This window comes from Bellilinea caldifistulae, assembly GCF_001306055.1.
GTDB lineage: Bacteria > Chloroflexota > Anaerolineae > Anaerolineales > Anaerolineaceae > Bellilinea > Bellilinea caldifistulae.
The window spans coordinates 63,493-80,476 of record NZ_LGHJ01000014.1 but is presented as its reverse complement, the minus strand read 5'-3'; the positions used below and the strand labels follow the sequence as shown (position 1 = coordinate 80,476).

At 54.6% G+C, this 16,984-nt stretch carries 13 protein-coding genes and 1 riboswitch; of the genes, 7 read left to right on the top strand and 6 right to left on the bottom strand.

All coding sequences use genetic code 11. The annotated features are described in order from the left end of the window. Positions 1-103: 103 nt before the first annotated feature. From AC812_RS08755 to AC812_RS08735, 5 genes are read left to right on the top strand one after another with little or no spacing between them, the layout of a single operon-like run. Entirely contained in the window at positions 104-802 is a 699-nt protein-coding gene (locus tag AC812_RS08755; protein WP_061913955.1) for a rhomboid family intramembrane serine protease, read from the top strand. A gap of 33 nt (positions 803-835) precedes the next feature. Further along, a complete protein-coding gene (locus AC812_RS08750; RefSeq protein WP_061913953.1) occupies positions 836-1,684 on the top strand; it encodes an SDH family Clp fold serine proteinase in 849 nt (282 codons plus the stop codon). 42 nt (positions 1,685-1,726) lie between these two features. Then, positions 1,727-2,641 carry a ComEA family DNA-binding protein gene (locus tag AC812_RS17165; protein ID WP_082148947.1) on the top strand — a complete coding sequence of 305 codons (915 nt, stop codon included), beginning with the start codon at positions 1,727-1,729 and terminating at the stop codon, positions 2,639-2,641. A 13-nt stretch (positions 2,642-2,654) separates the two neighbouring features. Continuing rightward, positions 2,655-3,605 carry a hypothetical protein gene (locus tag AC812_RS08740; protein WP_062158870.1) on the top strand — a complete coding sequence of 317 codons (951 nt, stop codon included), beginning with the start codon at positions 2,655-2,657 and terminating at the stop codon, positions 3,603-3,605. A 22-nt stretch (positions 3,606-3,627) separates the two neighbouring features. Then, positions 3,628-4,299 (top strand): hypothetical protein, encoded by a 672-nt coding sequence (locus AC812_RS08735; protein WP_061913945.1) that lies wholly within the window; start codon positions 3,628-3,630, stop codon positions 4,297-4,299. A gap of 87 nt (positions 4,300-4,386) precedes the next feature. Here AC812_RS08735 and AC812_RS08730 read toward each other — a convergent pair whose 3' ends face one another. The 3 genes from AC812_RS08730 to AC812_RS08720 form a co-directional block, all read right to left on the bottom strand. Continuing rightward, a complete protein-coding gene (locus AC812_RS08730; protein ID WP_061913942.1) occupies positions 4,387-5,487 on the bottom strand; it encodes a baeRF10 domain-containing protein in 1,101 nt (366 codons plus the stop codon). A 59-nt stretch (positions 5,488-5,546) separates the two neighbouring features. Continuing rightward, positions 5,547-6,755 carry a S1C family serine protease gene (locus AC812_RS08725; protein ID WP_061913940.1) on the bottom strand — a complete coding sequence of 403 codons (1,209 nt, stop codon included), beginning with the start codon at positions 6,753-6,755 and terminating at the stop codon, positions 5,547-5,549. A gap of 104 nt (positions 6,756-6,859) precedes the next feature. Next, a complete protein-coding gene (locus AC812_RS08720; RefSeq protein ID WP_061913938.1) occupies positions 6,860-7,813 on the bottom strand; it encodes a DnaJ C-terminal domain-containing protein in 954 nt (317 codons plus the stop codon). Between the two features lie 221 nt (positions 7,814-8,034). Here AC812_RS08720 and AC812_RS08715 point away from each other — a divergent pair, with 221 nt between their 5' ends. After that, a complete protein-coding gene (locus AC812_RS08715; RefSeq protein ID WP_169787280.1) occupies positions 8,035-10,443 on the top strand; it encodes an FtsK/SpoIIIE family DNA translocase in 2,409 nt (802 codons plus the stop codon). A gap of 55 nt (positions 10,444-10,498) precedes the next feature. On the opposite strand, the gene metK is transcribed toward AC812_RS08715, so the two are convergent. From metK to AC812_RS08700, 3 genes are all read right to left on the bottom strand, one after another. Continuing rightward, positions 10,499-11,731: a methionine adenosyltransferase gene (metK, locus tag AC812_RS08710; RefSeq protein ID WP_061913934.1), complete on the bottom strand. Its 1,233-nt coding sequence runs from the start codon at positions 11,729-11,731 to the stop codon at positions 10,499-10,501. 79 nt (positions 11,732-11,810) lie between these two features. Continuing rightward, positions 11,811-11,927: riboswitch (SAM riboswitch) on the bottom strand. Positions 11,928-12,025: 98 nt separating this feature from the next. Continuing rightward, positions 12,026-13,837, bottom strand: coding sequence for a threonine--tRNA ligase (gene thrS / locus AC812_RS08705; protein WP_061913932.1), 1,812 nt, complete (start codon positions 13,835-13,837; stop codon positions 12,026-12,028). Between the two features lie 152 nt (positions 13,838-13,989). Then, on the bottom strand, positions 13,990-14,697 hold the full coding sequence (locus AC812_RS08700) for a cysteine hydrolase family protein (RefSeq protein WP_061913930.1): 708 nt from the start codon (positions 14,695-14,697) through the stop codon (positions 13,990-13,992). Positions 14,698-14,892: 195 nt separating this feature from the next. On the opposite strand from AC812_RS08700, the gene AC812_RS08695 reads away from it, so the two are divergent. Further along, positions 14,893-16,854, top strand: a complete 1,962-nt coding sequence (locus AC812_RS08695; protein WP_061913928.1) for a histidine kinase N-terminal 7TM domain-containing diguanylate cyclase — start codon at positions 14,893-14,895, stop codon at positions 16,852-16,854. The last annotated feature ends 130 nt before the right edge of the window (positions 16,855-16,984 follow it).

Here is a 16,984-nt window from a genome sequence, read left to right as displayed (position 1 = left end):
AAGTGATCCTGCTGTACCTGTTGCAATCCTCATGCCCGGTTGAGAATTCTGGTTTGCAATCCTTTACCAATAAGGCTATACTAAAGATGACATCGGAGGAGATATGTTTCCACTCAAAGACACCATCCGCTCCAGGTCGCTTCCGATCATGACCTGGCTCATCATTCTGGCAAACACGTTTGTTTTTTTCATCGAGCTGGATCTGAGTCCCTTTCAATTGGAGCGTTTCATCCGTACGTTCGGTTTATTGGGCACCCGCATTCAAATTGACAACCCCCTGACGTGGTATCCGCTCCTCACTCACATGTTTCTGCATGGTGGGTGGGTGCATTTTCTCAGCAATATGTGGACTTTGTTCATTTTCGGGGACAATGTCGAAGACCGGATGGGTTCGTTCCGTTTCCTCGTGTTTTATATCATCGGCGGCGTTGCAGCCGGAATGCTGCAGCTGCTGCTGGGCGCACCGAATATACCCTCAATCGGCGCATCCGGGGCAATTGCGGCGGTGCTGGGCGCTTACTTCCTGTTCTTCCCGCGCGCTCAGGTCATCACTTTTGTACCGGTATTTTTCCTGCCGTGGTTCGTCAACATTCCTGCCGTCATCTACCTCGGATTCTGGTTCGTTTCCCAGTTATTCTCTGGTCTGGTTTCTCTTGCCCTGCCGGCCGGCATGAGCATGGGCGGAATTGCCTGGTGGGCTCACATTGGCGGGTTTTTATTTGGGCTGCTGCTGGGTTTTCCCTTCAGCGCTTCCAACCGCAATAGAGTCTACTGGTACCGCGACGAATATTACCCATGGTAACCACAACTCTTTGAAATTCTGGACGGAGGCTTTATGGATCTACTCAATCTTCTCTGGCTCTTTCTTATCATTTCCAGTCTTGTGCCGCTGTTCCGACAAAAAATCATCGAAGCAGACCGGCTGCGTTTGATGAGAACCATCGAAACCAAACGCGGTTCGCGCGTCATCGCCCTCATTCACCGGCAGGAGAGTATGAGTTTTCTGGGTTTCCCGGTTGCCCGTTATATTGATATTCAGGACTCGGAACAGGTTTTGCGCGCCATCAAATTGACCGATCCCAAACTGCCCATTGACATCATCCTCCATACCCCCGGCGGTCTGGTGCTGGCGGCCGAGCAAATTGCCAATGCGCTTGCCCGTCACGAAGGCAAGGTGACCGTCATGGTGCCGCATTACGCCATGTCCGGCGGCACGATGATTGCGCTGGCTGCCGATGAAATTCTCATGGATGAAAATGCGGTGCTCGGCCCGGTGGACCCGCAAATCGGCAATTTTCCCGCGGCTTCGATTCTGCAAGTGGTTGCCGAAAAAGACCGTAATCGAATTGACGATGAAACCCTGATTCTGGCGGACATCTCCCGAAAAGCCATTGAACAGGTCAAAGCCACCATTCGCAGAATTGCGTCGGCCCACTACCCTGCGGAGAAGGCTGAATTTCTGGCCGAAGAACTGGCTACCGGCAAATGGACGCACGATTACCCGATTACGGTGGACGAAGCCCGTCAGTTGGGCCTGAATGTCAAAACCGAACTACCCGAAGAAATCTACCAGTTGATGAATTTGTACCCGCAAACTCAGCAGCGCCGCCCCTCGGTTGAATACATCCCCTTGCCCTACCCCGCCCGTCCGGCGCTACCGGCGCGTAAAACCAAAAGCGAGTAATACCGGGACTGAAAGTTTTCTTTATTAAGAAAAGGAGGAAATATGGAAACGCAAAATGGCGCAGTTGAGGTCAATCGTGCCACACTGGAAGAACTGGCCTCGGTACCGGGGATTGGCCCGGCCCTCGCCGAGCGGATTGTGGCGGCCCGACCCTTTTCCACGCTGGATGAATTGACACGGGTGAGCGGAATTGGGCCAGCTTCGCTGGAAAAGATCCGGCCCTACCTGAAAATTGATTTTACCGACACCGCAGTGGAAGAGCCCGAATCAACCCTCCCGGAGCCTGTGGCGGCTGTGGCTTCCGCTCCGGCGCGAGAGGAGGTTGAGTCAACCCTGTCGGAAAGCCCTGCAGCAGAACCGCCCGAAGTGGAAAGCGAACCCGCCCAATCTGAGGCCGAGGGTGAAATACAAGAAGCCACACAGGCCACCCCGCCTGCTGCTGAACCGGCTGCGGCGCTTGAATCCCGGACTGCTTCTACCCCGCCGCCCGTCGGCCAGCCTCTCAAAACCGACGAGAAATGGGTACGACGTGAAGATTTGCTCTGGACAGCCGTCGGTGTGGCCATCGTGACCCTGATCCTCTCGTTGGTCTTCACCCTGGGTACCCTGGCACTGATCAATCAAACCCTCACCTATGCGCCCGCCGCAGAGGCACAGGCGCTCTCAGGAAGACTGGATGCACTGAATAACCGCATCCGTTTATTAGAGGGAGATGTGGATAATTTACGCAGCCGGGTACAGACGATTGAAGCCCTCGGCGGACGGGTGACCACGCTGGAGCAAGGCCAAAAGTCACTCAGCGATGAATTGAAATCAGCCCAGAGTGAACTGGCTGACTTGCAGCAACAAACCGCCGCTTTCCAAACCCAGATCGAGGATTTGCAAAAACGCAGCAATGTTTTTCAAAACTTTTTGGACGGCTTACGCCGTTTGTTGAGCGTGGGTGAAACCCCCTAGACAGGAGATTGCCATGAGTAACTCACAACCCCCGCTTTCCGCTGGTGAGCGATTTTCGATTGCAGTAGGGGCGTTTTTCCGCGCTGTCCTGCGCTTGATCATAGTGGTTTTGGCAGGTGTCATCCTGGCCGGGCTGCTGTACATGGGTTTCGTCCTGATTTATCAGCAAGCCATCCTGCCGGCACGGGAGAATAGCGCCCGCCTGAGTTTGCTGGAGACCCAACAGGCCAGCCAAAACGAGCAGTTCAGCCAGCGGTTGGAGAGACTCCAGCAGCAGGTTACCGACATGGGTAACCAGATCATCCTGCTTCAGGATGAATCAGCCGGTTTGAAAAGCGATGTTGAACTGATTCAATCCACCCAGCAGGCTTACCCCCTGCAGCTCAAACGATTGGACGATCTGGAGAAGAAACTGGCTGAGGTACGGAAAATCAGCACCGAAGCGCTTCAACTGGCGCAGGAAAATCAACAGACCCTTGCAAATGGAGATTTTCTCAACGAGGTGGAATACCAGCTGACCGTCTTAAAATCCGCCCTGTTGATTCAGCGGGCACGGGTATACCTCAGTCAGGCCAATTTGGGGCTGGCGCGTGATGAAATCCGCGCAGCCCGGCTTTTGCTGGTTGAATTGCAGCAAACGGCCAGCGAGGAGCAAAAAGCAGAACTGGCTGCCTGGATTGGCAGGCTTGACTCTGCGTTGGTCAACTTGCCCGACCGGCCAGTGATGGCAGCCAGTGATTTGCAGGCGGCTGAAAACCTGATTCTGCTGCCACCCCTGCTGGAAGAAACACCACTTGCGCCCCTGGCGGTTGAAGAAACTCCGCAGATGACTTCCACTGGCGCTCTGACCGCCAGCCCAACCCCTGCCGGTACACTGGAATTGACCCCCACCGGCACACTGACCGCCAGCCCAACCCCCGCCGGCACCCTAACATTGACCCCCACCCCTTCCCCAACCCCATAAACGAAATGGAGAAGCCTCAATTATGGAAAACGAGAAAGAAACCGCCCCTGAGGTGACACCGCCAACCGAAGCCGAGGAACCTACCCCAACCAGTGGACCCATACCGGAAGAAGCTCAGCCTCAACCGGCAGAAGCAACACAAGAAACCGAACTCCTTTCCGAAAAAAAACCGGCGCCGGCATGGCTTCGAAGGAGTCTGGCTTGGCTGGTCGTCATCCTGGCATCCCTGCTGGTCGGTTTTGGTCTGGCTTACTTCCTGCTTTATTTGCCCGCCGAACAAAAATTGGCAGAAAAGACCCGGCAGGTTCTGCTCCAAAATGAGCAAATTGCCACATTGGAAGCTGACCTCAATGAGACCCGCGAGCAGTTGCAGAAGTCTCAGGGTGAGTTGCAGCAGACTTCCGAGGAATTGAAAGCCCTCCAGTATTCTGCCGCGTTGACCGCCTTGCAAAACAATGTATCCTATGCGCGTTTGGCATTGGTGACCAAAGACCTGCTTACTGCCCGGCAGGAATTGAGTTCAGCCAGCAGCAACCTGAAAAAGCTGATCCCGATGATCGGCGATAAAGACATTGAAACCGCCCTGACCGAACGGCTGGCCACGGTACGTTCAAACCTTACCAGCGATCCCGAAAAAAGTCTGGAAGAATTGAGAATACTGGCAGAAAACCTTGCCCGGCTGGAAAAACCCTGAACCTCGCCCCCATAAAATGGAACATGCTCCCCCGTCTGACTTGCAGCGGGGGAGCATGTTATTTATGAGATTCCTGCCCTATGTCCGTCAGTAACGCAGAAATGCCCCAATCTGGCCAGCCTTGATCAATTGGTCACTGGCATGAATGACTTCCACATCTCCACCGGCGCGCATTGTGCGGCTGATGGCGAAGTCCACCGCGTCCGGAATTTCGCGCACTTCACCACCACAAACCGGGCAGGTTGTCATGATTTTGGCGGTCAGGTAACCGCAATTGGTGCAGCGGTAGGCTGGCTGCTGATAGCCCTGCGCCACAACCAGCGTACTGACGCGGTCGCCGCTGACGGCTTCGAGGGTTGCATCCAGCCCCGTTACCGCCCCGCTATTTTTTGCAGCGCGGGTGATCAAGTCCTCAATCAGCAGTTCCTCACGCCGTTGTTCTGCCTTCTGTCCGATTTCCATGGCTTTTGCCAGCACTTCGGCATGACCGGCGTTCATATTCATGGGAAAATGTCCCACAACCAGACTTTGCCAGGCTTTCGGCAGCAGACTGCGGAATTGGGCAACATTCTCATCCGAGCCGCCCAACAAAATCCGCCGAACACGGTTGGCTTCAAAGAACTCCACGGCAAATTCCACCGACTCTTTCATGTTGCGTTCGACCACTTCTTCCATGTGACGGGTGCGCCCGGCAATTCCACCCAATGCTCCCGGTACAGTAGAAGCACCGCCGCGCTTAACGCGCTTGACGGCCTCCCCCACCACGCCCTCCTGCTCACGCAATTCCCCCAGATGGAAGAAAAACAGGCGGGCGCCTTGCTTGTCCACCAGAACGACCCCGTAACCGCCATAACTGTCCAGCAGGTCGGCCAGCACACGCACACTGGGACGGTCACTGACGTGAACGACATCCGGCACCGGGATGGCTAATGGATAAACCCGGAAGAACTTTTGTGGAGCACAGGAGAACAATACCACCCCTCGCCCGCTCCAATCGTATTCCCACTGAAAATAATTTTCAATGGCTGCAACATCATCCGGCAAGTTGACCCCCTTTAACAAATTGCGCAATCGCAGCCGGTACGCATCTGAATTGCCAGCCGAGGGATCGGTGTTGAGATAAACACTCAAAACGGGGTCCGGCGATACGAATTGCAGCAATTCCCGCAGCTCACGTTCAGCCAACATGGCAACCTCCTTTTTAGTTGTGGGATAGATTATTCAATTGGCCTGCTTCCGGTTTTACTTTATGGACGTTTTCCGAGAGTTAAGTTCACCTCCTTCTCCTGCCCGTCACGCACAATGGTCAAGGTGACCGTGTCGCCGGGTTTTTTGTTCTTAATCAGGTAACTCAGCAAATCGTCAAAGGTCAAAACGGGCTTGCCGTCAATCCCGACGATCAAATCACCGCCAGCCGGCAAGCCGGTGAAACTGGTCGGCCGGCTTCCGCCCCGTAAGCCAGCGCGGTCGGCCGGGCTGCCGGGGGTCACTGCGGTGACGTAGGCACCCGTCTGGCGCGGCAGACCCAATTCTTCGATCATCCGCAGGGTCAGGTTACTGCGGCTGGTGATTCCAAGGTAGGGGTAATCATACTTGCCGTTGGCAATCAACTCCGGCACAACCCGCCGGACAATGTTGCTGGAAATCGAAAAGCCAATCCCGCTGTTGACCGGATCGCCGGTGATGGTTGTGCCCGTGGTGCGAATCGCGCGGTTGACGCCGATCACCTCGCCGTTCAGGTTCAGCAACGGCCCCCCGGAATTGCCGGGGTTTATGGCGGCATCGGTCTGGATAATATCACCGGCTGTGAAAAACGAGCCGCTCTCAGCCTGGCGGAGCGATTCCAGCGTCCTGCCCTTTGCCGAAACAATCCCAAGCGTCATCGTGCCGTTTAACTGGAAAGGATTGCCAATGGCAATGACCGTCTGCCCGACTTTGACCTGGTCCGAATCGCCCAGCGGAAGCGGAACGAGTACGTCCTCCGGCACATCCACTTTGACAACGGCCAGGTCCGAATCAAGATCGGTGCCGATCACTTTGCCGCGCACCTTCAAGCCAAACAGGAAATCCACTTCCACTTCGGTTGCATCTTCCACGACGTGATAATTGGTCACAATATGTCCCTGGCGGTCAATCACAAAACCCGACCCGGTACTGCCCCCCTGCTCATTTTCGACCAGCAGGGAAACCACACCCGGTGAAACCCGTTCATAAAGGGCGGTCAGCAGGGCATCCCGTTCGGTGTAGCTCAATCCCGAAATATCCGGCGGAGAACTCAGGGTTGGAACGGCAGGCAGGGTCACCTGCGGACTGGCCGGTACAGTTTCAACTCGAACCTCGGCAGTTGGAGCGGGCGTTTCACCGCCCATAAACCGCGGAATCTGAAACGTGAACCCGCATGCCGCAGTAGTGAGAAGAATGATCAGCGAGGTGAGTAAGATGGTTTTCTTGTTCATGATGTGCCTCTCGATTACCGGTTAATCTTGTAGTGAGATTGAGCGAGGGTGTGGTCGAAGCGGCAGGTCTGACCTGCTTGCTTCAGCCCAACCTCACTGGCGGCTCAGGCTCGAGCCGCTGATTTTTGTTTTTCCAACGCGCGCAACTGCTCAAACAGGCGGCGCTGCTCCTCGGTTAATTGCCGGGGAAGTTGTACCTTGACGGTTACGTACAAATCTCCAAAAGTTTGTGGATTGCGCAGAACGGGCATTCCCCGTCCCGCCAGTCGAATTTTTTGCCCCGGCTGAGTTCCGGGTGGAATGGTCAACATCACCTCGCCGCTCATGGTCTTTACCCGCACCTGACCGCCAAGTACCGCCGTGTACAGATCCACCGGCACCTCGGTGTAAAGGTCATTGCCTTTGCGTTCAAATCGCGGGTCGGGCAAGACCTCAATCACCAGATACAGGTCACTTTTCTGACCATCTGCCCCGATGGGGCCGCCACCCGGCAAGCGCACTTTGGTGCCAGTTTGAGCGCCGGGCGGAATTTTGCCCTCGATCCGGCGGTTATCCACCTGAATCTGGCGGGTGGTGCCGCGGTAAGCCTCTTCCAGGGTAATTTGTACGGGGTATTCAAAAGCCTGCGGCTGGCGTGTGCGACGGCCAGTGGTTGTGCGGCGCGCCGTTTCCCCGCCCATTCCGCCAAATATGGCGCTGAAGAAATCCGAAAAGCTGCCCATCCCGCCAAACAGGTCTTCCATGTCCACCTGGACGGTTCGGCCGCCGCCCGGCGCACTGGTAAACCACTGCTCCCAGTTGAAGGAACCCGGCTGACCGCCCATTTGCTGCCATTGGTGGTAGGATTCTCCTAATTGGTCGTATCGAGCGCGTTTTTGAGGATCGCCCAGCACTTCATAAGCTTCGTTAATCTCTTTGAACTTTTCCTCCGCGCTCTTATCGCCCGGATTGCGGTCGGGGTGATATTTCATAGCCAGTTTACGATAGGCCTTTTTAATTTCTTCTTCACTGGCTGTCTTTGAAACACCCAGAATCTTGTAATAGTCCTTGTATTCCATGCTTTCATTTTATTCTTTCCGAATACCACAAGTCAAGTGATTTGTAAGACCTCTAATGGAACTCTTACAGACTTTGAATATTTTGCTAACAATTTAGCCGTTTTTCAATGCCATGCGGTTTGATTGGCTGAAGGCCAGAAACCGGCCTTCAACCGTCAATGTTTTGCTCAATTCCGGCTATAATGGATATAGAACACCTTTTCCGAATGGAGCGGTTTGCATTGGCAAAACATCCTTCCAAAAGCCGAAAACCCTCTCCTGCGTCCTCTTCGCGCGGACGCAGCAAAACGGCAGAACGTCCAGCCAGCCGCAAAACCGGCCGGGCCTCGCCGGCAGCCGGACGCTCGCGTGCAACAAAGGGAGGCTCTGGCAGCAGCCGTTTTTCGCTTCCTTCACTCTCGCTGGATCGAAAATTAGACCTATTGGGAGTGTTTCTGGCGTTTGCTGGCTTGCTGACCCTGCTCAGTCTGCTCTCTTCGCAGCGTTCTTCCATTACCGGCGCCTGGATTTCCTTCCTCTCGCGTTTGAGCGGCTGGGGGGCTTATCTTCTGCCCATTCTGTTCATTGCGGTTGGTTTATGGCTGGTTTTTCGCAGTTTTGAACGTCTGCCGCGCCTTTCGGCCGAACGATTAATCGGTGGTTTGCTGCTTTACCTCAACCTTCTTGCATGGTTGCACCTGATTGCCGGCGGAGAGATGGAACTGGCCGCATTGGGAAAAGGCGGTGGTTACATTGGCGGTTTTTTGCTGCGTTTGCTCACTTCCAGCGTGGGGGTGGCAGGGGCGGTCATTCTCTTGCTGGCCTGGTTGATCATTGCAGTCGTATTTACCTTTGACCTTTCCATACCCGAATTGATGCGCCGGTTTCAACCGCTGTTCAGCGGTGTGCAAAAACAGATTGAACGGGCTATTGCCAGCCGCCCGCCGAAATCATCAGAAGAAGCCGAATCGCAAGAACTACCCCCCGATTTTCAACCTCTACCTCCGGCAACCCCCCAGCGTTCTTCCACAGCCCGGCGGGAAAGTCCCGCACCTTCCCCGGCAGCGTCTTCCGTGGCATCTTCGGCCGGGATGGAAACCCAACCGGCGGAAGCGCCCGAACGCGCCTCCCCTGCCCCCCTCCGGCAACCTCCCGCCAGCGCGCCGGCAGTGATTTGGGAACTACCCCCAGTGGACTCCATTCTCGACCCCGCCACACCCTCCGCCCAGCAGACCAATCTGGAACAAGAACGCGCCAAATTGATCGAAGAAACGCTGGCTTCCTTTGGTGCGCCTGCGCATGTGGTGGATATTTCCCGCGGCCCTACCGTAACCCGCTTTGGGGTTGAGCCCGATTTTATAGAAACCCGCTCCGGAAGGACGCGCGTGCGGGTTTCCAAAATCGCTTCACTGGCCGACGATCTGGCGCTGGCGCTCGCCGCGCCGCGCATCCGCATTCAGGCGCCGGTACCCGGGCGGGCTTACGTGGGCATCGAAGTCCCCAATACCGAAATCAGCCGCGTTTCGATGCGCGAAGTGCTCGAAAGCGATGCCTTCAAACGCATCCGCTCAGACCTGCGGTTTGCACTCGGTAAGGATGTTGCCGGTAAACCCGTGGCGGTAGACCTCGCCTCCATGCCGCACCTGCTGATCGCCGGCACAACCGGCTCCGGCAAATCGGTATGCGTCAATTCCATCCTCACCTGTCTCCTGCTCAACAACACCCCCGCCGAGATGCGCCTGATTCTGGTTGACCCCAAACGTGTGGAACTGACGGGTTACAACGGCATTCCTCACCTGCTGGCCCCGGTTGTGGTGGATACCGAGCGGGTGATCGGTGCGCTCCAATGGCTGCAGCGCGAAATGGATGCCCGCTACCACAAATTCTCACAAAGCGGCGCGCGCAATATTCAGGATTACAACGCCCGCCACCCGGCCGAGCGGTTGCCTTATCTGGTGGCTGTGATTGACGAACTGGCTGACTTAATGATGCTGGCTCCCGATGAAACCGAGCGCGCCATCACCCGGCTGGCGCAACTGGCACGCGCCACTGGCATCCATTTAATTCTTGCCACTCAGCGTCCCTCGGTGGATGTGGTCACCGGCCTGATCAAGGCTAATTTTCCTGCCCGGATTGCCTTTGCGGTAGCCTCATCGGTTGACAGCCGCGTGATTCTCGATCAACCGGGCGCCGAACGTCTTTTGGGGCGCGGTGACATGCTCTTTCAAGCCCCGGATGCGGCTGCTCCGGTCCGTTTGCAGGGCGTGTTCGTTTCGGATATTGAGATTCAACGCCTGGTGGATTTCTGGCGCACCCAGGCGGCTATGATCCGCGAGAAAAGCGGCAGCGAAACCAGCCCGGCATCCCCGGCAGACCTCCTCCCGGCCGGTATCCCGCTCAAACAAACGCCTCTGTGGGATGATGAGGAAAACGATGGCGATCCCCTCTTAAAGGAAGCCATTGATCTGGTGCGCCGTGAGGGACGCGCTTCAATCACCATGCTGCAGCGCCGCTTGCGAATCGGGTACACCCGTGCCGCCCGATTGATTGACGCTCTCGAAGAAAAAGGCATTATTTCTCCGGCTCTGCCCAACTCACAGGTGCGCGAGGTGTTGGATTACGGCCCCACCGCACCGCCAGCCGAAAAATAAAGGACACCCGTCCAGGGATGGCGGGTGTCCTCCAATTCAACAGCGGTTCGGGTACTTAATCCGCTGCGGTTGCCAGTTTGGCAGCCACAGCCTGCTTCAATGCTTCGGCTTTGTTGGTGCGTTCCCAGGTCAGGTCTAAATCATCCCTGCCAAAATGGCCGTAGGCCGCCAGTTGACGGTAGATCGGACGGCGCAGATCGAGATCGCGCAAAATGGCACCGGGCCGCAGGTCAAAATGTTCATTAATCAATTGGGCAATTTCCTCATCTGGAATGGTGCCGGTGCCAAAGGTTTCCACATTAATGCTTAAGGGGCGGGCAACCCCAATCGCATACGCCACCTGAATTTCCACCCGTTCTGCCAGACCGGCAGCAACAATGTTCTTGGCCACCCAGCGGGCAGCGTAGGCTGCCGAACGGTCGACTTTGGTCGGGTCTTTACCGGAAAAGGCACCGCCGCCGTGCCGGCCCATCCCGCCGTAGGTATCCACGATAATTTTGCGGCCGGTCAGACCGGAATCTCCCATCGGCCCGCCGATGACAAAGCGTCCGGTGGGGTTGACATAAATCTTCAACTGATCATCCACCATTTCCGGCGGAAGCACCGGATAAATGACGTGCCGGGTAATCGCCTGATAGATTTCCTCCTGAGAGATCTCCGGCGCGTGCTGGGTGCTGATCAGGACGGTATCTACCCGGTGAGGCCTGCCGAAGCGATATTCGATTGTAACCTGAGATTTGCCGTCCGGGCGCAGCCAGGGCAATGTGCCGTTTTTGCGCACTTCCGCCAACCGGCGGGTCAGTTTGTGAGCCAGATAGATGGGCATGGGCATCAGGGTGGGGGTTTCATTGCAGGCATACCCAAACATCATCCCCTGATCGCCGGCGCCGACGGCTTCAATTTCTCGTTCGCTCATCGAGCCGGTCTTGGCTTCCAATGCTTTGTCCACGCCCATGGCAATATCACCGGACTGTTTGGAAATGGCCACCTGCACGGCACAGGTAGTACCGTCGAAGCCTTTTTCGCTGCTATCATAACCAATTTCATTGACGACGCGGCGCACCAGTTCATCAAAATTGATTTGTGCGCGGGTGGTGATTTCGCCAAAGACCAGCACAAAGCCGGTTTTGGTTGCCGCTTCACAAGCCACACGCGAATAAGGATCCTGCTCAAGACAGGCATCCAGTACCGCATCACTGACCTGATCACACAACTTATCCGGGTGGCCCTCGGTTACCGATTCAGAGGTGAACAAGTAACGCGGCGAGTTCATAAAAGTGGTGTTCATTCTGTTTTTGATCCTCCTGTAAAATAAAGTTGCCCCTTCTGGCCTCAAGGGGCAACTTTCTATCTCATTAAGAAGTGCCCTCTCATCTTCCAGAATTCGTTCTGCCGGACTTGGCACCTTGAAAACCCACTTTTTAAAGGGTTTTCAGGTTGTCGAGGTTTCACAGGGCCGGTCCCTCCACCTCTCTGGATAAGAGCGCCTTTTAGGGGCTTATTCAATTGTTCTGGAGCAGAATATTAGCACAGGTTGAAAGTGATGTCAACCGATTCTGCCTTTCAATTTCACCAATTTAACTCATAATTCAGCCGAGCGGGTGCGGATACGCTCCTTGACCTGCTCGATGAAGGCCTGCACCGGCACATCGTTCTGGCGACTGCCGTCCCGCCGGCGCAGGGCAATCGTCCGGCTGTTGACCTCCTGATCTCCAACCACCGCCATGTAGGGAATTTTGAGCAGCTGCGCCGAGCGGATCTTGGCATTCATGCGATCCTGTCCCAAATCGGCTTCAGCGCGAATGCCGGCTGCCCGCATTTCCTGCTCCAACTGGCGGGCATACTCATTATGAGAGTCAGTTATGGGGATAATGCGTACCTGCTCCGGCGAGAGCCAGACCGGAAAATTACCGGCGTAATGTTCCAGCAAAAAGCCGACCATGCGCTCATGCGTGCTGAGCGGAGCGCGGTGGATACAAAGCGGGGTTTCCTCCTCACCGTGACGGTTGACAAAAGTCAGGTTGAAGCGTTCCGGTACGGCAAAATCCACCTGATTGGTGGCAAGGGTGAACTCCCGCCCGATGGCGCTCCAGATTTGCACATCAATCTTTGGCCCGTAAAAAGCCGCCTCATCGGCTGCTTCCACAAACGGCACGCCGCCATGGCGCATGGCATTGCGTACCATTTCCTCGGTCTTTAGCCACAGGCGTTCGTTGTCCACGTATTTCTTGCCCAGTCCGCGCTTGTGATGGGTGCTCAGGCGCATCACGTATTTTTCGATGCCAAACAGCGCAAAGTACCTTAAGTACAATTCCACCACCGCCAAAAATTCCTGCTCGAATTGTTCTTCCGAGCAGTAGATATGGGCATCATTCATCTGCATCGAACGCACGCGCATCAGCCCGAACAACTCGCCGCTTTTCTCATAGCGGTAGCAGGTGCCGTACTCAGCCAGCCGGACAGGTAAATCACGGTAACTGCGCGGTTTGGCAGCATAAATTTTGTGATGGAAAGGACAGTTCATCGGTTTGACGTAGTAACGCACCCCTTCCAGTTCCATCGGCGGGTACATACTTTCGGCGTAATACGGCAGGTGGCCGCTGCGCAGGAACAGGTCTTCTTTGGTCAGGTGCGGAGTGCGCACACGCTGATAACCGGCTTGTTCTTCCATTTCCTTGGCCAGTTTTTCCAGTTCCTCAATGATCACCCCACCGCGCGGCAGCCAGAGCGGCAAACCGGGGCCAACCTCATCATCGAAGATGAAAATCTCCAAATCCCTGCCCAGTTTGCGATGATCGCGCTTTTTGGCTTCTTCCAGCATTTGCAAATAGCGCTCCAATTCCTCTTTGGTGCGCCACGCCGTGCCGTAAATCCGTTGCAATTGCGGGTTTTTTTCATCACCGCGCCAGTAGGCTCCCGCTACGCTCATCAGTTTGAAGGCCGAGGGATTGATTTGAGAAGTATTTTGCACATGTGGGCCACGGCACAGATCCACAAAATTGCCGTGGGTGTAAATGGAAATTTCGGGTTTTTCATCCAGCGGCTGACCGTGCTCGTCGGTCTCACCGCGTTCAAGGTCGTTGATCAGTTCCAGCTTGTAAGGCTGGTTGGCAAAAATCCGACGGGCTTCGTCAGCGCTGACCACTTTGCGGACAAAATCGTACTTGCCGGCCACAATCTGCCGCATGCGCTTTTCGATTTTTTCGAGGTCTTCGGGAGTGAGCGTGCGTGGCAGGTCGAAATCGTAGTAAAAGCCGTTTTCCACCGGCGGGCCGATGGTGTATTTGGCTTCCGGGAACATTTCCAGGACTGCCTGCGCCATAATGTGCGACAGCGAATGGCGGATACGATATAACTCGCTGTCTTCATATCGTTCTTGATTGTTCTGATCCATACTTCACCTCCACGAAGTACCTTATTATATCAAAAAGCCAACCGCCTTCGAGGATCAAGTTCGGGCTGATTTTCGGCGGTTAAACATGTTGGGTTGAGCAACTTACTGCCCAACCCGAACACGTCTGTGTCTCACACCTGCCGATGACCGGCTTAATCAATGCGGGCAACCACCTCAATGCCGTTCAGCGCCATGTGATAGAGAAAAATGGCATGCAGCAAATCGCCATCGTGCGGCAGACCGCCCTGCTCTTGCGCAGTTTCCAGGCTGCGATGATAGGTTTCAACAGCATTGGCCGGCACAATAATCCGCCGGTGACGCTGACGGGCATTAGCATCCAGCCGCAGGTGCATGGCCAGTTGATAGGTGCACAAATCGGTACAATCCCCCACAACGATAAAAGTATCCACCAGCGGATGATCTTCCAGCCAGCGGTTGAGATCGGTATTCAGTCCACTATGGATGGAATTCTTTTCCAGAATAACCATTTGATCGAAAAACGGCAGGGCTTTGAAGGCTGCTACGGTTTCGGCTTCAGGTGTGCCGCGTACGCAGTGAGGCGGCCATGAGCCAAACTCCACCGCATCCGGTTCGTGGGCATCCTGGCTGAGCAGAATATGGCGGATACCGTGCTGCCAGCCTTTGGAGAACAGTTCCACAATCGGCTGAACGATGGCCGCAATTCGCGGGCTTGCCAGCGGGCCAATATGGCAAAACCCTTCGATCATATCCACCGAAAGGATGGCAACACGTTCGGGATGCGGAGCAGCATGCGCCATCGGCAAAACCGGTCTTTCAGAAAGCCATTTTTCAATAAAATCCACAAACGCCTGTGATCGGGTTGAAAGTAAATCGCTCATCTCGCCTCCTTCGTGTAAAATTTACACAAATTAAATTGAAAAAAATTAAAAACATCTTGTTAGTGTATTTACAACACCATTATAACGTCTTGACCGGGGTTGTCAAGTGAAGTTTGCAATTTCATTAAATCAAAATTGCAAATTATAAGGTATGATTAGATTTAATCTACCAGAATATTACCTTACTGAATTTTGATGATCTTACGCTACATCATCGGCCTGTTACCCTATCTGATTTCAGCGGGGATTTGCATCTGGGTCGGGCGGCTAGCCACTACCCGCAAGCAGGATGTCGCATCCCGGGCGCTGGCGGGTCTGGCATACTCAGAAGCCCTGTGGGTGTTTGCTTACATCCTCCAAATCCTCAGCCATCGGATCGAAATCGGATTATTCTGGAATAACATTCAATTTCTGGCAGCATCTTTGTTGCCGGTTTTTTATTTGGGTTTTGCGCTGGATTACAACTATCGTCAAATCCCCTTCAAACGGTTCAATTGGAAATTGCTCTTTGGCCTTGCCGGCCTCATGGTGGCATTCATCTGGACGGATGCCCTTCACGGTTTATTCCGAATCAATCCGCAGGTCATCCAGAGGGACTTGTTTTATGCGTTGGAATTCCAGAACGGATCCCTGTTCGGAATTTATACTGTCTATGCCTACACCCTGATCATCCTCGCCACGCTGTTTTTTGTGGTCAAGTACATCGGTGCACCGCGCCTGTTCCGCAGGCAGGTTGGCACTTTACTGGTCGGCACGATCATTCCCTGGCTGGTGAGCATCATCACCGCTGCAGGCTGGATCCCCCTAAACCTGCACGACCTTGTCCCCTTGTCTTTTGGAATCAGCAATCTCATCATTGCATGGGCGCTGTTTCGCCACCACCTGCTTGATCTGGTGCCCGTCGCCCGTGACACCCTGTTTGAAAACCTGTCGGATGCAGTGATTGTGGCAGATACCGGCAAACGGGTATTGGATGCCAATCCGGCAGCATGCGCTTTGTTTTCAACCCCGGCTGAAACATTGGTTGGCCGTGAAATAACCAGCCTGCTGCCACTGGCTGAAAATTGGGCCGATTTTGGCATCGGGCGCTCCACTCAAATCACCGAGCTTTCCCTGCCCGGCAAAGGCACCACCCAGCATTATCAGGTCAAGGTCAATCGTCTCATTCAGGATAACGGCGAACTGAGCGGGTATATCATCACCCTTCATAACATCACCGAACAAAAACAGGTGGAATTAGACCTGCGCCGCTCGATGGCGCTTTTACAAGCCACCGTAGATTCTTCCGCCTCCGGTCTGGTCGTGTTCGATCAGGACCTGAACGTCATTCTCTACAATCAACGGCTGGTGAAACTCTTCGACTTGCCCAACAACTGGCACAATCAGATTGATCATCATCCACTGGATATGCTGGCTCAAAAAATGTCTGACGGCAGTCCCTTCTTATCCACAGTCGAAGAAATTATCCGGCATTCTGTGGAGGAAACCTCGATCACGCTGGATCTCCATTCGGGTGTGACACTGGATTGCTTGATGACCACTTATCGCCTGGAAGGCAAACAGATTGGCTGGCTGTTTTCCTTCCGCGACATTACCGAACGGAAACTGGCCGAACAGAAATTGCACGAACTGGCAATTACCGACTCGCTCACCGGTGTTTTCAACCGGCGCCACTTTTATTACGTGGCTCAAACCGAACTGGAACGCTCGCACCGCTACGACCGGAACATGGCCATCATCCTGCTGGATATTGACCATTTCAAGTGGATTAATGACACCTTTGGTCATCTGGTGGGCGATCAGATGTTACAGGCACTGGCGCAACGCTGTCGCAGCAATCTCCGTGTGTTTGATACGATTGGGCGGTTTGGCGGGGAAGAATTCATCATTTTACTGCCGGAAACCTGCATCAAGGAAGCCGTCGTCATTGCCGAGCGATTACGCCATGCGGTCGAAGCGATCAGCATCCCAACCGCCAGAGGGAAAGCGTTCATCACCATCAGTCTGGGAGTAGCCTGCTTTGAACCCGGCAAACCGATCAGTCTCGATCAACTGGTAGACGCTGCCGATAAGGCCCTCTATCAAGCCAAAGAAAATGGCCGCAACCGGGTTGCCGTTTATCAACAGCAGCAGGACACATTGCCGGGCATTGATTGATTTGCCCCAAAGCGGTTTAAACTTCGATGAACCAGCGGATGGGGGATTCAGTATAATAGGATATACATGGACTTCTCCCTTGGTTAAACTTGGCGAAAAGGGTAAACCTAAAAATGCATAAAACGAGTCG

Coding starts and splice junctions, on each gene's coding strand:
- AC812_RS08730 (WP_061913942.1), bottom strand. CDS start 5,487: ATGTTGGCTGAACGTGAGCTGCGGGAATTGCTGCAATTCGTATCGCCG.
- thrS (WP_061913932.1), bottom strand. CDS start 13,837: ATGGATCAGAACAATCAAGAACGATATGAAGACAGCGAGTTATATCGT.
- AC812_RS08725 (WP_061913940.1), bottom strand. CDS start 6,755: ATGAACAAGAAAACCATCTTACTCACCTCGCTGATCATTCTTCTCACT.
- AC812_RS08750 (WP_061913953.1), top strand. CDS start 836: ATGGATCTACTCAATCTTCTCTGGCTCTTTCTTATCATTTCCAGTCTT.
- metK (WP_061913934.1), bottom strand. CDS start 11,731: ATGAACACCACTTTTATGAACTCGCCGCGTTACTTGTTCACCTCTGAA.
- AC812_RS08720 (WP_061913938.1), bottom strand. CDS start 7,813: ATGGAATACAAGGACTATTACAAGATTCTGGGTGTTTCAAAGACAGCC.
- AC812_RS08695 (WP_061913928.1), top strand. CDS start 14,893: ATGATCTTACGCTACATCATCGGCCTGTTACCCTATCTGATTTCAGCG.
- AC812_RS08735 (WP_061913945.1), top strand. CDS start 3,628: ATGGAAAACGAGAAAGAAACCGCCCCTGAGGTGACACCGCCAACCGAA.
- AC812_RS08740 (WP_062158870.1), top strand. CDS start 2,655: ATGAGTAACTCACAACCCCCGCTTTCCGCTGGTGAGCGATTTTCGATT.
- AC812_RS08700 (WP_061913930.1), bottom strand. CDS start 14,697: ATGAGCGATTTACTTTCAACCCGATCACAGGCGTTTGTGGATTTTATT.
- AC812_RS08755 (WP_061913955.1), top strand. CDS start 104: ATGTTTCCACTCAAAGACACCATCCGCTCCAGGTCGCTTCCGATCATG.
- AC812_RS17165 (WP_082148947.1), top strand. CDS start 1,727: ATGGAAACGCAAAATGGCGCAGTTGAGGTCAATCGTGCCACACTGGAA.